Below are 15,586 nucleotides of genomic sequence, written 5' to 3' on the forward strand. Positions count from 1 at the left end.
AGGGTCATCCGGCGGCGGCCTCGGCGACCAGCGCCGCCGCCCGCACCGTGCCCGCCGTCGCGGCCCGGGCCTCCTCCGGCGTGGCCGCGGCCAGCCCGCACGTGGGAGTGAGGGTGAGACCGAGGAGGTCGGCGGCGGGCAGGCCCAGCTCGCGCCAGCGCAGCAGAAGCCCTTCCACGTGGTCGCGGGAGCCCGTGCCTCCGGACACGCCGGACGCGCTGGGCAGCACGCCGGCCCACAGCCGGACCCCCGTGTCGAGCAGGCCGGCGACACCCTCCCAGCCCGGTCGCCGCAGCAGGCCGACGTCCAGGCTCACAGCGCCCACCCCTGCCCGCCGCAGCAGGTCGAGGGGCACGTCCTGGGCGCAGGAGTGGATCGCGACCTGCACGGCCCCGGCGCCCCGGGCGGCCTCGACCACCTCGCGCAGACCACCGACCAGCTCGGCCTCCTCGGGCGTGCGCAGCACCGAGTAGCCCGAGGCCGACCGGACCCGCCCCGAGGCGACCGTCGTCAGCGACGGCTCGTCGAGCTGCAGCACGACCTCCGCGGCCGGCACCAGCCTCCGGACGGTCGCGACGTGCCCGGCCACACCCTCGGCGAGGGAGCCCACCAGGTCCCGGGTGGCCCCCCGGTCCGAGAGCACCCGGTCACCGAGCGGGAGCCAGAGCTCGGAGGCCAGGGTCCACGGTCCCGCGACCTGGACCTTCAGCGGCCCGGACCAGCCGTCGAAGGCCTCGGCCAGCTCGTCGAGGTCCTGGCCCCACCACGCGCCCGCGCGGTCGTGGTCGCGGCCGGGCCGGTCGACGAGCCGCCAGCCCTGGGGCGCCAGGTCCACAGGCAGGTCGACGAGCAGGTGGGAGGTCCGACCGACCATGTCGGCACCGGGGCCGCGGTCGGGCAGCTCGGGCAGGTACGGGACACCCTGCACCCCCTCGGGCACCGCGCCGGTGAGCTCGCCGCGCACGACGCGCAGCGCCTCGCGCACGTCCGTACCTGGCCACGAACCGATCCCGGTGGCGCGCACCGCGGGCGTGCCCTGGCTCCCGCTCACCCCGCCACCCGGCCGGCCGCGGCGATCGTGCCCGAACCCACCACGCGGGTGCCGTCGTAGAGCACGACCGACTGTCCGGGGGCGACGCCCCGCGTCCGTGCGTCCAGCTGCACGATGAGCCGCTCGGGTGTGCCGCCGGCCCGCTCGACGTGCGCCGTCGCCGGGTGCTCCTCGCCGTGGGCGCGCAGCTGCGCGCCGACGCGGACCGCGCCGGCGGGGGGCGGACCGCCGCACCACCGGACGTGGTCGGCCGTGATCCGGTCGACCCCGAGCAGCTCCTCCGGGCCCACGACCACGGTGTTGGTCCGGGTGTCGGTGGAGACGACGTAGCGCGGGCTTCCGTCCGCCGTCGGCACCTTCAGCCCCAGCCCCCTCCGCTGGCCGACGGTGTACCCGTGGGCACCACCGTGCTCCCCCAGCACGGTGCCCTCGTCGTCGACGATGGGTCCCGGCCGCTCGCCGAGCCGCCGGGCGAGCCAGCCCCGGGTGTCCCCGTCGGCGATGAAGCAGATGTCGTGGCTGTCGGGCTTGCGCGCCACCGAGAACCCGCGGGCGGCGGCCTCCGCGCGGATGTCGGCCTTGACCGTGTCGCCGAGGGGGAAGAAGCTGCGGGCGAGCTGGTCGGCGTCGAGCACCCCCAGGACGTAGGACTGGTCCTTGGCCGGGTCGACCGCACGGTGCAGCTCGCGTCGAACCCCGTGCGGCGCAGCAGGATCGGGCTCCTCGACGACCTGTGCGTAGTGACCGGTCGCCACGGCGTCGAAGCCGAGCGCCAGGGCCTTGTCGAGCAGCGCGGCGAACTTGATCTTCTCGTTGCACCGCAGGCACGGGTTGGGCGTGCGGCCGGCGGCGTACTCGGCGACGAAGTCCTCGACGACGTCCTCGCGGAAGCGCTCGGCCATGTCCCAGACGTAGAAGGGGATGCCGAGCCGGTCGGCCACCCGGCGGGCGTCCCCGGCGTCCTCGAGGGTGCAGCACCCGCGCGCGCTCTCGCGCAGCGTCGCGGCGGACTGGGCGAGCGCCAGGTGCACGCCGACCACGTCGTGGCCGGCCTCGATCATCCGAGCCGCGGCGACCGCCGAGTCCACCCCGCCGCTCATGGCGGCCACGATCCTCATGCCCGGCTCCTGGAGGCTGCGTGCGCCCGACGGGCCCGTTCGAGCGCCGGCGGAAGGGCGCTCAGCACGGCGTCGACGTCCGCCTGCTCGGACCCGTGGCCCAGGGTGAACCGCAGCGCGCCTCTGGCCTCCTCCTCGGGGACGCCCATGGCCAGGAGCACGTGGCTGGGTCGCGGGACGCCCGCCTGGCAGGCGGACCCGGTCGAGCAGGCGATCCCGGCGGCGTCCAGCAGGTAGAGCAGTGAGTCGCCCTCGGCGTCGGCCACCCGCAGGTGCACGTTGCCGGGCAGGCGGTCGGTCACGTCGCCCGGGGTCCAGGTGCCGCTGACCGTGATGCCGTCGTCCAGGGCGAGGGCGCCCTCGATGAGCCGGTCGCGCAGCGCCGCGAGGTGGTGGGCGTGGCTCGCCTGCTGCTCGGCCGCGTGCACGACGGCCTCGGCCAGGCCGGCGATGCCCGGTGTGTCGAGGGTGCCGGAGCGCAGCTTGCGCTCCTGCCCACCCCCGTGGGTCAGGGGGACCGGCGACTGGTCCCGACCCGCGACGAGGACACCGACCCCCAGGGGGCCACCGGTCTTGTGGCCGGTCACCACGCCCAGGTCGACGAGGGACAGGTCCAGCGGAACCTGCCCGAGGGCCTGCACGGCGTCGCTGTGGAACGGTATGCCGTGCTCACGGGCCAGCTCCGCCAGGTCCCGGACCGGCTGGACCGTCCCGACCTCGTTGTTCGCCCACATGACGCTGACCAGCGCCACCGTCCCCGGTCCGCCGTCGGCGTCCAGGGCGTCGCGCAGCGCCTGCGGGTGGATCCGTCCCTGACCGTCGGGTTCGACGAAGGTCACCCGCGCCCCGGCCGTCCCGACGAGGTGCTCCACCGGGTCGAGGACGGCGTGGTGCTCGATGCCGCTGACGAGGAGGCGGTCGCGCCGCGGGTCGGCCGTGCGGCGGGCCTGGAAGGTGCCCTTGACCGCGATGTTGTCCGACTCGGTGCCCCCCGAGGTGAAGAGCACCTCCGAGGGTCGGACGCCGAGCGCCTCGGCGATCCGCTCCCTCGACTCCTCCACGACGCGGCGGGCTGCGCGTCCCGGGGTGTGCAGCGAGCTGGCGTTCCCGACCTGCCGCATGGTGCGGGCGACCACGTCGACCACCTCGTCCAGCACCGGCGTGGTCGCGGCGTGGTCGAGGTAGACGAGACGGTCGGGAAGAGGCACCGCAGAAGTCTACGTCCGCTGTCACGACCGACCGTCCCGATGACCCTGGGTGGCCCCGCGGTCCCTTCCCCCACGGTCACCGGTGCCTCCATGGACCTCGGCAGAGTGCGTGGTCGGCCTGCGCGGGTGTGGACGTGGCCCTCCGTCGGGGATGCGACTGGGCATGGGTGTGGCCCGGCCGGTGGGCCGGGTGCGGGGCGGGGGTCATCTCAGGTGCCAGGTGGTGCCGTGGGCGGTGATGGTCGCGGTGAGCCCTTTGTCGTGGACCCAGGTGTGGTGGCGTGGGCAGAGCAGGGCGTAGTTGGACAGGTCCGAACGGCCGCCGTGGGCCCAGTGGACGACGTGGTGGGCGTCGCACCAGGTCGCCGGGACGGTGCACCCGGGGATGGTGCAGCCGCGGTCGCGCACGGCCAGGCGCAGGCGCTGCCCGGGGGTGACCAGGCGCGTGCGGCGGCCCTGGTCCAGCACCTCACCGTCGCTGCCCAGGACCAGCGGGACCAGGTCGGCCTCGCACGCCAGCCGGCGGACCGACTCCGCGGCGACCAGGTCCCCCTCCAGGGTGGCGCCGCACCCGGGCACGAGCCCACCGGTGCCGGCCAGGTCGACGCGCAGGGTGTCCAGGTCCATGGTCACCACCAGGGTCGCCTTGGGCGTCGTCGGCTGACCCTTGGTGCCGGCCACGCCGCGGCGCAGCACCGTCATCAACGCGTCGTACCGCCGCTGCCCTGGGGTGCGGGTGTCCTGCTCACCGGTCGCCTCGACCTCCGCGGCCGTCGCCGGTGCCGCCAGGGGTGACCTCAGGATCGCCTGTACGGCCTGGTAGTCCGCCTCCTCACCGAAGGTCATGATGATCCGCTGCACGGACCCGTCGGCCAGGGACGACTCGTGCACGTCCCGCAGCTCGTGCTGGGCCCGGCGCCGCTCCTCGTGATCCTTCTCCGGCAGGCACGCGGCCAACAACCGGCCGCTCACCCGGGCGATGTCCGCCTCCTCGAACACTGGGTTGCACCCGGCGTCGGCCAGCAGGCCCACCGCCTGCTCGTAGTCCCCCGGGGACAGCGCCCCCCGGATCCGGGCCAGCGCCCGGTGCAACCCCGCAGCCCGGGCCAGCGGCATGCCACCGGACAGCACCCCCTCCAGCAGCGGCGCGTGCACGGCCTCCTGCCCGGCCCGGGCGACCCGGACCAGGTCGTGCAGCACACCGCGGGGCAGCTCCGGGCAGCGCAGGCCCAACCAGTCGGCCAACGACATCCCCGCGGCGGTGTGCAGCCCCCGCCCGGCGGCCTCCACCGCCAGCCGCACCCGCGCCCGCTCCACCGCCCCCGCCACCACCGACACCGCACCCAGGGCCGCCTCCAGCTCACCGTCCTGCACCAGCGCCACCTCACCAGCGGCCAGGTCGGCGAAGGTGGCCTCCCGGCCCGCCTCCCGCAGACAGCCCACCACCCGCTCCCCCGGCAACCGCGCCGCCGGCCACGAACCCTCCCCGACCAGCACCCCCGCCGAGGTCCGCAGCACCTCCCCACCCCAGGACTCCCTCATAGGACAAACGTACGAGAAGGGCCCGACAGACCCTGGCCGTCGGCCTGTCATCCCCCGGGTGCGGGTGCGCCCTCCCCTCGTCCGCGGTGCTGACGTCCCCCGCCCAGGCACCACAGACCCGCCCACGCGAGAAGGCCCCGCCCGCTCGATGGCGGTCGGGGCCTCTCGGCAGCAGCGACGGGGTGACGGGCGCGTCGTCAGTCTCGCGCCCCCCGGCTCAGCCCTTGCGGGCCTGGACCTCCTGGGTGGCCTGGGGCAGGACCGTGAACAGGTCGCCGACCACGCCGTAGTCGACCAGCTCGAAGATCGGGGCCTCCGCGTCCTTGTTCACCGCCACGATCGTCTTGGACGTCTGCATGCCCGCCCGGTGCTGGATCGCCCCGGAGATGCCCGCGGCCACGTACAGCTGCGGCGAGACGGACACACCGGTCTGCCCGACCTGGGCCGAGTGCGGGTACCAGCCCGCGTCGACCGCCGCCCGGGACGCGCCCACGGCCGCGCCCAGGGAGTCGGCGAACTCCTCCACCGGGCCGAAGTCGCCACCGGTGCCGCGCCCGCCGGAGACCACGATCGCGGCCTCGGTCAGAGACGGACGGCCAGAGGCCGCCTTCTGGGTGCGCTCGGTGATCCGCACGGCGGTGGCGGCCTCGGACAACGACACCGAGACCTCCTCCACGACCGGTGACGCCGGCGCCTCCTGCGCCGGCACCGAGTTCGGCTTCAGCGTGACGATCGGCGTCCCCGTGGTCACCGTCGAGGTCACCGTGTAGGAACCGGCGAAGACGGACTGCACCGTCGACACCCCGCCGCCCCCGGCCGGCTGCACGTCGACCGCGTCGGTGATCAGGCCAGAGGAGGTCTTGATCGCCAGCCGGGCGGCGATCTCCTTGCCGTCGTTGGACGAGGGCAGGATCACCGCCGCCGGGGACACCTTGCCGACCAGGTCGGCCAGCAGCTCGGCCACCGGGGCCACCAGGTGCTCGGTCAGCGCCGGGTCGGTCGCGGCATACACCTTGGTCGCGCCGAACCGGCCCAGCGCCTCCGCCGCCGCCTGGGCGTCCCCGCCGACCATCACTGCGGCCGGCTCACCCAGCCGCGCCGCGGCGGTCAGCGCCTCGGAGGTGGACTTGCGGACCTGTCCGTCGACGTGGTCGACCAGGACGAGAACTTCAGCCATCAGATGTGCTCCTTCATCAATCTCGGGTCGACCGGCTCAGACGAACTTGCGCGAGGTCAGGAAGTCGGCCAGGGCCTTGCCGCCCTCGCCCTCGTCGGCGACGACCTCGCCCGCCGAGCGCGGCGGACGGGCCTCCACCTGCTCCACCCTGCTCCAGGCCGCGTCCAGACCCACCTGCGAGGCGTCCACGCCCAGGTCGGCCAGCGACCACGTGGTCACCGGCTTCTTCTTCGCCGCCATGATCCCCTTGAACGAGGGGTAGCGCGGCTCGTTGATCTGGTCGGTCACCGACACCACCGCCGGCAACCTCGACTCCACCGTCATGGACGACGACTCGTCGTCGCGGCGGATCCGCACGCTCGACCCCTCCACGGTCAGCTCCGAGGCGAAGGTCACCTGCGGCAGGCCCAGCCGCTCGGCCAGCATCGCCGGCACCACCGACATCACCCCGTCCGTGGACGCCAGGCCGGTCAGCACCAGGTCCACCGGCGACTCCTGCCCCAGCTTGCGGACCGCCTCGGCCAGCACCAGCGACGTCGCGACCGAGTCCGACCCGGCCAGCGCCTCGTCCAGCACGTGCACACCCCGGTGCGCACCCATCTGCAGGCTCTTCTTCACCGCCGCGACCGCGTCGTCCGGGCCCATGGTCAGCACCGTGACCTCGCCCTCGCCCGCCTCGACGATCTTCAGCGCCTCCTCCACGGCATACTCGTCCAGCTCCGAGAGCAGTCCGTCCACCGACTCGCGGTCGGTGGTGCGGTCCTCCTCGAAACCCCGGTCGCCCTGGGCGTCCGGAACGTACTTCACACAGACGACGATGTTCACGTCTCACGTCCTCGTTGATCGGGGGCAGTCGGACCCATCTTGTCATCTCGACCTGGGTCCGACGCCACGTGGCTACTCATGGGTAACACAGGATCCTGGGGGCACCCCGAGGGTGCACCGCGGGTATGCCGCCGCCTCAGCGACCCTCGAAGCTCGCCTTCCCGGGGCCATCCTTGACGAAGGAGGTCATCCCGATCTCCCGGTCCTTGGTGGCGAAGACCCCGGCGAACTGCATGGCCTCGATGGCCAGGCCCGTCTCCAGGTCGGTGTCCAGCCCCCGGTCGATGGCCTCCTTGGCCGCCCGCAGCGCGAACGCGGGGCCGTGGACGTAGCGCTGGACCATCTCCCGGGCGCGCGCGTAGGCCTGGCCGGGCGGGACGACCTCGTCGACCATGCCCATCACCTTGGCCTCGGCGGCGTCGATCTGCCGTCCGGTGAAGACCAGGTCCTTGGCCCGCGAGGGTCCCACGAGGCGGGCCAGCCGCTGGGTGCCACCGGCTCCCGGGATCACGCCGAGCAGGATCTCGGGCTGGCCGAGCTTCGCGTCCTGGGCGGCGACGCGGAAGTCGGCGCACAGCGCCAGCTCGTTGCCGGCGCCCAGGGCGTAGCCCTCGATCGCGGCCACGACCGGCTTGGGGATGCGCGCCACGGCGCTGAAGCACTCCTGGATGACGGCGGCCCGCTGCACCATGTCGGTGTAGCTCATCCGCTGCATCTCCTTGATGTCCGCCCCGGCGGCGAAGACCTTCTCACCGCCGTAGAGGACGACCGCGGCCACCTCGTCGTCGGCGGACACGAGGCGGGCCGCCTCTCCGAGGGCGTCCTGCACCTCGATCGAGAGCGGGTTCATCTTCGGCCGGTCGATCCGGACCGTGGCGATGCCGGCATCGATCTCGATGCGGACGAAGTCGCTGGCCGTGGGGACGGTCCGGCTCACGCGCCGCCCTCCTGACGGTCGGGGCCGGTGCCGTCCTGGCCCCCGTCGCCCTGGCCCACGTCACCCTGGCCCACGTCACCCTGACCCGAGTCACCCTGACCCGAGTCACCCTGGTCGGGAGCCGCCTGCCCGCCGCGGGTACCGATCGACAGCCACGGGCCGACCTCGGTCCCCTCGGGGGCACCCTCGGGCAGCTGCGGGTCGAGGCCCTGCTCGGCCCGCGACTTGGCCAGCACGTTGCGGTGCCACAGGGACAGTGCCTGCAGGATCAGGCCGACGCCGATCTGCAGCTTGGCCTTGGGCTGCTCCTGCCGGGTGACGATCTGCTCCACGGCCAGCACGAGGTGGCCGGAGGCGATGCCGGCCTTGACGAGGTTCACCCCGAGGGTGATGTCGTTGCAGCCGTCAAGCCGGACGCGCATGTCGTCGGGCACGGAGTCGGAGACCTGCCACTGGCCGAAGACCCGCATGATGTCGAACTGCTCACCCTGGACGACCTTGACGAACAGCTTCTGGTCGCGCGCCTCGAAGGCGACGTCACCCTCCTTGTCGAGGTTCGGGCTCATCTGCAGGTCCTGCAGGGCGTCGAGCACCCGGCCGCTCAGCGGGCGGTCCTGGGGCGGCGGGGGGAAGTTGGGCAGCGAGGTGGGATCCGTCATGTCCCCCAACGTACCTGCCGCCCGCACCGCTCCCTGCGGTGTGGGTGCACGGGCAGCGGCGCCCGCGCACCTACCCTTGGCGACCATGGCCCCGCCGATCCGCCCCCGACGCAGCACGGACACCCCTCCCCCTCCCGGGGTGACCACGACGGAGGCCGGCACGGAGGTGGCGGTCGTCGCGGCGCACGCGACCGCGGTGGAGCTCTGCGTCTTCGACGCGGAGGGCGAGCACCGCACCCCCCTGCGGCACCGGGCGCACGACACGTGGTGGGACACCGTGCCCGGGCTCACCCCCGGCACCCGCTACGGATTCCGCGTCGAGGGCCCCTGGGATCCCGACGACGGGCACCGCCACAACCCGGCCAAGCTTCTCCTGGACCCCTACGGGCACGCAGTCGACGGCTGGGTGCACTGGGCCCCGGAGGTCTACGGCCACGTCGTGGACGAGTCGGGGCACGCCTCGCCGCAGAGCCGTGACCCCCGCGACTCAGCCCCCTTCGTCCCCCGGTCGGTCGTCATCGACCACGCCTTCGACTGGGGCGACGACGCGCTCCCCGCCGTGCCGTGGTCGGAGACGGTGGTCTACGAGGCGCACGTGCGCGGGCTGACCATGCGGCACCCCGAGGTGCCCGCCCACCTGCAGGGGACGTATGCCGCCCTGGGACACCCCGCGGTCGTGCAGCACCTGCGCTTCTTGGGGGTGACCACCCTGGAGCTCCTCCCCGTGCACGCCTTCACCTCCGAGCCGGCCCTGGTCCGCCAGGGGCTGCACAACTACTGGGGCTACAACACGCTGGGGTTCTTCGCCCCCCACGCCGGCTACGCAGCCGCCAACGACCCGCAGGGCGTGGCGGACGAGCTGCGGACGGCGGTCCGGACGCTGCACGCGGCCGGGATCGAGGTCATCCTCGACGTGGTCTACAACCACACCGCCGAGCAGGCCTCCGCCTCGGGCCCGACGCTGTCCTGGCGTGGCCTGGACAACCGCAGCTACTACCGGCTGGACGGCCGGGGCAGGGACATCGACGTCACCGGCACCGGCAACACGCTGGACGTGCGCGAACCGGCGGTCGTCCGGATGATCCTGGACTCCCTGCGCCACTGGGTTGAGCACTACCACGTCGACGGTTTCCGCTTCGACCTCGGACCGGCGCTGGCCCGCGGACGCGACGACGGCTACGACCGCGACCACCCCTTCCTCGTCGCCCTGCGCACCGACCCGCTGCTCTCGCGGGTCAAGCTGATCGCCGAGCCGTGGGACGTGGGGGTGCACGGGTGGCGGACCGGCCAGTTCCCGCCCCCGTTCGCCGAGTGGAACGACCGCTACCGGGACACCGTCCGCAGCTTCTGGCTCGCCGACGTCCGGCGTGGTCTGCACGGGGAGCCCGGCCACGGCATCCGGGAGCTGGCGACCCGGATCGCGGGGTCGGCGGACATGTTCGCCGCCGGCGACCGCGGCCCGGTGGCCTCGGTCAACCTCGTCGCCGCCCACGACGGCTTCACCGTCGCCGACCTGACCGCCTACGACCAGAAGCACAACTACGCCAACGGCGAGGACAACCGGGACGGCCACCACGACAACCGCTCGTGGAACCACGGCGTCGAGGGCTCCACGACCGACGGCGCGGTGCTCGCCGCGCGCAACCGCTCGATCCGCAACCTGCTGGCCACGCTGCTGCTCAGCGCCGGGGTGCCGATGCTGGTGGCCGGGGACGAGATGGGGCGCACCCAGGAGGGCAACAACAACGCCTACAACCAGGACAACCAGATCTCCTGGCTGCGGTGGAACCTGCGTCCCTGGCAGCAGGAGCTGCTGGCCGACACCCGCGAGCTGCTGGCGCTGCGGCGCGAGCTGGCGCCGGTGCGCACCGCCCGGTTCCCCACCCACGAGGCCGTCCCCGGACGGACGCGGCTGCGCTGGTACACCGAGACCGGGCACGTCGTCGACGACGCGCGCTGGGCCGACCCGTGGCAGCGCACGGTCGTGGCGCTGCTGGACACGCTGCACGACACCGACCAGCAGCGGCGCCAGGCCTTCGCCCTCGTCCTGCACGGCGGTCCCGACCGGGTCGAGGCCGTGGGTCCGACCGTCGACGGGGTGGGCGGGTGGCGCCGACGCTGGAGCAGCGAGGCCGAGCCCGTGGGACCCGAGGAGGTGGCTCCGGGCGAGGTGATGTCGGTGGGCGCCACCAGCGTCACCGTGCTGGAGGGGCTCGTGCTGCTCGCGGGGCTCCCGGAGGCGCCCCGCGAGCAGCACGTCACGGCAGGGTGACCAGGCCCAGCTCGGCGGGGCTGGACAGCTGCTCGTGGCGCGGCAGCACGCGCACCGTCCAGCCCAGCGCCCCCGTGCGCGCCAGCCGCATGCGTCCGTCGAAACGGTGCCGGCCCTCGTCGTAGGACTGGGTCGGCTCCAGGTCGACGTACTCCAGGTCGGTCAGCGTGTCCTCGGCGTTGGCGCGGCCGTAGGCCATCTGCACACGCACCTGGTCGGGGTCGAGGTCACCCAGGCCCACGAAGGCGTGGACGGCGATCTCGTCCCCGATCTGGGGGGCGTCGGACAGCCCGTCGGCGTCGACGTGGTCGATCCGCACCTGCGGCCAGCTGGCGTGCACCTGCCCGACGTAGGAGGCCAGGTCGCGGGCACCGGCGAAGTCCTCGGCCGCCGCCGACCACGCCGCATGGGCCGAGGGCCAGTAGTACTTCTCGGTGTAGTCCCGCACCATCCGGTCCGCCAGCACCTTGGGGCCCAGCGTCGACAGGGTGTGGCTGACCATCTCCAGCCAGCGCTGGGGCAGGCCGTCCTCGTCGCGGTCGTAGTAGGTGGGCACCACGGTCTTCTCGAGCAGCTCGTAGAGCGCGGCGGACTCGAGGTCGTCGCGGCGCTCGGGGTCCTCGACGCCGTCCGCGGTCGGGATCGCCCAGCCGTTCTGGCCGTCGTACCACTCGTCCCACCAGCCGTCCAGGATGGAGAGGTTGAGCGCGCCGTTCAGCGCGGCCTTCATCCCGGAGGTGCCGCAGGCCTCGAACGGGCGCAGCGGGTTGTTCAGCCAGACGTCGCAGCCCGGGTAGAGCTGCTGGGCCATCGCGATGTCGTAGTTGGGCAGGTAGAGGATCTTCCCGCGCACGTCGGGGTCGTCGGTGAAGCGCACCATCTGCTGGATGAGCGCCTTGCCCGTGTCGTCGGCCGGGTGCGACTTGCCCGCGATGAGCAGCTGGACCGGCCGGTCCGGGTCGTTGAGCAGCTTCTTCAACCGCTCGGGGTCGCGCAGCATGAGGGTGAGCCGCTTGTAGGTCGCCCCGCGGCGGGCGAAGCCGATCGTCAGCGTGTCCGGGTCCAGGACGCTCTCGGTCCAGCCCAGCTCGGCCTCGGTGGCGCCCCGGTCGCGGAGGGAGGTCTGCAGCCGTTCCCGCGCGTCGGCGATCAGCTGGGCGCGCAGCTCGCGCTTGGTGCGCCAGAACGCGTCGATCGGCACCTCGTGGATGCGGGTGAACACCGACCGTGCGGCGGTCTCGGGGCCCAGGTGAGCCTTGGCCAGGTCGTAGAGCTTGCGGTCGACCCAGGTCCCCGCGTGCACGCCGTTGGTCACCGAACCGATCGGCACCTCGTCGAGGTCGAAGCCCGGCCACAGACCGGAGAACATCTCCCGGCTCACCGCGCCGTGCAGCTCGGAGACGCCGTTGACCCGCTGCCCGAGACGCATGCCCATGACCGCCATGTTGAACCGGGACCGGTCTCCGCCCTCGTAGTCCTCCGCGCCCAGGGCCAGCAGCCGGTCCAGCGGGATGCCGTCGAGGGTGCACCCGGGGTCGCCGAAGTGCGCGCGGATGGCGTCGATGACGAACCGGTCGATGCCGGCCGGGACCGGGGTGTGCGTGGTGAAGACGGTCCCTCCGCGCACGGCGCGCAGGGCCTCGTCGAAGGTGAGGCCGTGGCGGGTGACGAGCTCGCTGATCCGCTCCACGCCCTGGAAGCCGGCGTGCCCCTCGTTGGTGTGGTAGACGGTCGGCTCCGGGGCTCCGGTGATCCGCGAGTAGGCCCGCAGGGCGCGCACGCCCCCGATGCCCAGCAGCATCTCCTGCTCCAGCCGCTGGTCGCCGCCGCCACCGTAGAGCCGGTTGGTCACCTCGCGCCGGGCGGCGTCGTTGGTCTCCACGTCCGAGTCGAGCAGCAGCAGCGGCACGCGTCCGACCTGGGCGCGCCACACCCGGGCGTCCAGGTGGCCGCCCTGCGGCATCGCCAGGCGGATGACGACCGGGGAGCCGTCGTCCTCGCGCAACAGCGACAGCGGGAGGTCGTCCGGGTCGAGCACGGGGTAGGACTCCTGCTGCCAGCCCTCGGAGTTGAACCGCTGGGCGAAGTAGCCCGAGGTGTAGAACAGGCCGACGCCGACGATCGGGATGCCCTGGTCGCTGGCCGCCTTGAGGTGGTCGCCCGCGAGGATGCCCAGGCCGCCGGAGTACTGGGGCAGGACGGAGGTGATGCCGAACTCGGGCGAGAAGTAGGCGATGGCCTTCAGCTCGCGGTCACCGTGCTCGTCGGTCCGGCCGGCACCGTTCTCCTGGTACCAGCGGGGCTTGGTCAGGTAGCGCTCCAGGTCGGCGGCCGCCTCGTGCACCCGGGCCACGAACGACCCGTCCGCCGCGAGCCGCTCCATGTCGGCGGTCCTCAGCGAGGAGAGCACCGCGACCGGGTCCTGCCCGCTCGAGCGCCACAACCCGGGGTCGATGCTGGCGAAGATGTCCCGGGTCGGGGGGTGCCAGGACCAGCGCAGGTTGAGCGCCAGGTCGTGGAGCGGGGACAGGGTCTGCGGGAGGACGGTGCGTACGTGCAGCCGACGGATAGCCTTCACACCGGTCGAGGATAGGGGACGCACCTGCAACTTCTTGCACGCTGCAGGTGGGGGGGTCGGTCGGGTGGCGGGCGCACGGGCGGGGGGTCGCCGACCTCGGCGTGACCGGCCCGCCCGTTCGCCGGTAGCGTGGGGCGCGTGACCGAGGACTCGACCACGCCCCCCGCCCAGCCCGACGCCGCGATCGACCGTTCCGTCCTGGCCCTCTTCGGCCAGCAGCCGGTCGGCCGCATCCCCGTCCTGGACGTCGAACCGGTGGTCGACGCCGGCCGTCGACCCACGCGTTCGGTGGTGGGTGAGCTGTTCACCCTCTCGGCCACCGTCCTGCGGGAGGGGCACGACGCGGTCAACGCCACGGCCGTGCTGGTCGACCCCGACGACGGCGAGCACCACGTGCCGATGGTGCAGACCAATCCCGGCCTGTCGCACTGGGAGACCGTGGTGCACGCCGACCGGGAGGGGGTGTGGAGCTTCCGGGTGGAGGGGTGGTCGGACCCCTACGGCACGTGGGTCCACGACGGCACCATCAAGGTCGAGGCCGGGGTCGACGTCGAGCTCATGCTCGAGGAGGGCGCCCGGGTGCTCGAGCGGGCCCTGGACGAGGTCGATCGCCCGCAGGAGCACATCGACGTCCTGGACCGCGCCATCGTCACCCTGCGCTCCAGTTCGCTGGACCCGCTGCAGCGCCTCGCCGCCGGCATCGACGAGCAGGTGCGCCGGGTCCTGGAGGCCGCGCCGCTGCGCGACCATGTCAGCCCCGGACCGACCTACACGTGGTGGGTCGAGCGGCCCCTGGCCCTCACCGGCGCCTGGTACGAGATCTTCCCCCGCTCCGAGGGCGCCCGCCAGGACCCGCAGACCGGACTGTGGACCACCGGCACGTTCGCCACCGCGGCACAGCGGCTTCCGGCGATCGCCCGGATGGGCTTCGACGTCGTCTACCTCACCCCGGTGCACCCCATCGGGACGACCAACCGCAAGGGTCGCAACAACAGCCTCACCGTCGAGGAGCACGACCCGGGCTCGCCCTACGCCATCGGTTCCCCCGAGGGCGGGCACGACGCCCTGCACCCCGACCTGGGCGACTTCGAGGACTTCGACGCCTTCGTCGACGCCGCCTCCGAGCAGGGGCTGCAGGTCGCCCTCGACCTGGCCCTGCAGGCCTCCCCGGACCACCCCTGGGCCACCGAGCACCAGGACTTCTTCACCACCCGCGCCGACGGCACCATCGCCTACGCCGAGAACCCCCCGAAGAAGTACCAGGACATCTACCCGCTGAACTTCGACAACGCACCGGCCACGATCTACGCCGAGGTCCGTCGCGTCGTCCAGGTCTGGATCGACCACGGGGTCAAGATCTTCCGGGTGGACAACCCGCACACCAAGCCGGTCGAGTTCTGGCAGTGGCTGATCGCCGACGTCGCCGTCGACCATCCGGACGTCATCTGGCTCGCCGAGGCGTTCACGAAGCCGATGATGATGCGCACCCTGGCCAAGGTCGGCTTCCAGCAGTCCTACACCTACTACGCGTGGCGCAACACCGCCGCCGAGCTGCGGGAGTACGTCAGCGAGCTGGCCACCGAGACCGCTCCCTACATGCGCCCCTCCTTCTGGCCCACGACGCACGACATCCTCACCCCCTACATGCAGACCGGGGGCGCGACCGCCCACCTTGTGCGCTCCGCGCTGGCCGCCACCCTCGTACCGACCTACGGCATCTACGCCGGTTTCGAGCACGTCGAGGACCGGCCGCGGCCCGGTGCCGAGGAGCACCTGGACAACGAGAAGTACGAGTTCAAGGACCGCCGCTGGGACGAGGAGGTCCCGGGCCGCACCGACCTGACCGGGTGGCTGACCACGCTCAACCGGATCCGGCGCGAGCACCCCTCGCTCCACTGGCTGCGCAACGTCACCTTCCACGAGGCCGACGACCAGAACGTGCTCGCCTTCTCCAAGCACGGAGGGGGCGCCGACGACGGGTCGGCGCAGGACACGGTGCTGGTCGTGGCGAACCTGGACCCGCACAACGTCCGCGGCACCCGGCTGCACCTGGACCTGCCGGCCCTGGGCCTGGGGCTGGACTGGGGGCGCACGTTCACTGCCCGCGACCTGGTCACCGACCAGCGATGGACCTGGGACCACCAGCCCTGGGTGGTCCTGGGGCCGGGGTACGGCCACGAGCCGGTGCACATCATCCACGTGACGACGGACTGAGGAAA

Annotated in this window: 11 protein-coding genes; 2 read left to right on the top strand and 9 right to left on the bottom strand. The window is 73.1% G+C overall.

The window, feature by feature from the left end:
- Positions 1-4: 4 nt before the first annotated feature.
- From ACWHYA_RS01395 to ACWHYA_RS01430, 8 genes are all read right to left on the bottom strand, one after another.
- Complete coding sequence (locus ACWHYA_RS01395; protein WP_425939584.1) at positions 5-1,051, bottom strand: methionine synthase; 1,047 nt, start codon at positions 1,049-1,051, stop codon at positions 5-7.
- Positions 1,048-2,169 (bottom strand): tRNA 2-thiouridine(34) synthase MnmA, encoded by a 1,122-nt coding sequence (mnmA, locus tag ACWHYA_RS01400; protein ID WP_425939582.1) that lies wholly within the window; start codon positions 2,167-2,169, stop codon positions 1,048-1,050. Before mnmA ends, ACWHYA_RS01395 begins: the two co-directional genes overlap by 4 nt.
- Entirely contained in the window at positions 2,166-3,377 is a 1,212-nt protein-coding gene (locus ACWHYA_RS01405; protein ID WP_425939580.1) for a cysteine desulfurase family protein, read from the bottom strand. The genes mnmA and ACWHYA_RS01405 overlap by 4 nt, the downstream gene beginning before the upstream one ends.
- A 204-nt stretch (positions 3,378-3,581) precedes the next feature.
- Positions 3,582-4,919 (bottom strand): HNH endonuclease signature motif containing protein, encoded by a 1,338-nt coding sequence (locus ACWHYA_RS01410; RefSeq protein WP_425939578.1) that lies wholly within the window; start codon positions 4,917-4,919, stop codon positions 3,582-3,584.
- A 217-nt stretch (positions 4,920-5,136) separates the two neighbouring features.
- Positions 5,137-6,096, bottom strand: a complete 960-nt coding sequence (locus ACWHYA_RS01415; RefSeq protein WP_425939576.1) for an electron transfer flavoprotein subunit alpha/FixB family protein — start codon at positions 6,094-6,096, stop codon at positions 5,137-5,139.
- A 36-nt stretch (positions 6,097-6,132) separates the two neighbouring features.
- A complete protein-coding gene (locus ACWHYA_RS01420; RefSeq protein ID WP_425939575.1) occupies positions 6,133-6,921 on the bottom strand; it encodes an electron transfer flavoprotein subunit beta/FixA family protein in 789 nt (262 codons plus the stop codon).
- Positions 6,922-7,057: 136 nt separating this feature from the next.
- A complete protein-coding gene (locus tag ACWHYA_RS01425) occupies positions 7,058-7,858 on the bottom strand; it encodes an enoyl-CoA hydratase/isomerase family protein (protein WP_425939573.1) in 801 nt (266 codons plus the stop codon).
- On the bottom strand, positions 7,855-8,517 hold the full coding sequence (locus tag ACWHYA_RS01430; RefSeq protein WP_425939571.1) for a hypothetical protein: 663 nt from the start codon (positions 8,515-8,517) through the stop codon (positions 7,855-7,857). The genes ACWHYA_RS01425 and ACWHYA_RS01430 overlap by 4 nt, the downstream gene beginning before the upstream one ends.
- Positions 8,518-8,602: 85 nt before the next feature.
- Here ACWHYA_RS01430 and glgX point away from each other — a divergent pair, with 85 nt between their 5' ends.
- Positions 8,603-10,789, top strand: a complete 2,187-nt coding sequence (glgX, locus tag ACWHYA_RS01435) for a glycogen debranching protein GlgX (protein WP_425939569.1) — start codon at positions 8,603-8,605, stop codon at positions 10,787-10,789.
- Here glgX and glgP read toward each other — a convergent pair.
- The gene (gene glgP / locus ACWHYA_RS01440; protein WP_425939567.1) at positions 10,776-13,367 is read right to left on the bottom strand and encodes an alpha-glucan family phosphorylase; all 2,592 of its coding nucleotides are present in this window, start codon (positions 13,365-13,367) and stop codon (positions 10,776-10,778) included. The two genes, glgX and glgP, sit on opposite strands and share 14 nt — an antisense overlap.
- 138 nt (positions 13,368-13,505) lie before the next feature.
- Here glgP and ACWHYA_RS01445 point away from each other — a divergent pair, with 138 nt between their 5' ends.
- Positions 13,506-15,581, top strand: coding sequence for a maltotransferase domain-containing protein (locus tag ACWHYA_RS01445; RefSeq protein WP_425939566.1), 2,076 nt, complete (start codon positions 13,506-13,508; stop codon positions 15,579-15,581).
- The last annotated feature ends 5 nt before the right edge of the window (positions 15,582-15,586 follow it).

Source organism: Ornithinimicrobium carbonis, from assembly GCF_977012275.1.

Bases quoted from the DNA above. Each gene is read 5' to 3' on its own strand.
- ACWHYA_RS01410 (WP_425939578.1), bottom strand. From the start codon at position 4,919: ATGAGGGAGTCCTGGGGTGGGGAGGTGCTGCGGACCTCGGCGGGGGTG.
- ACWHYA_RS01430 (WP_425939571.1), bottom strand. From the start codon at position 8,517: ATGACGGATCCCACCTCGCTGCCCAACTTCCCCCCGCCGCCCCAGGAC.
- glgX (WP_425939569.1), top strand. From the start codon at position 8,603: ATGGCCCCGCCGATCCGCCCCCGACGCAGCACGGACACCCCTCCCCCT.
- ACWHYA_RS01415 (WP_425939576.1), bottom strand. From the start codon at position 6,096: ATGGCTGAAGTTCTCGTCCTGGTCGACCACGTCGACGGACAGGTCCGC.
- mnmA (WP_425939582.1), bottom strand. From the start codon at position 2,169: ATGAGGATCGTGGCCGCCATGAGCGGCGGGGTGGACTCGGCGGTCGCC.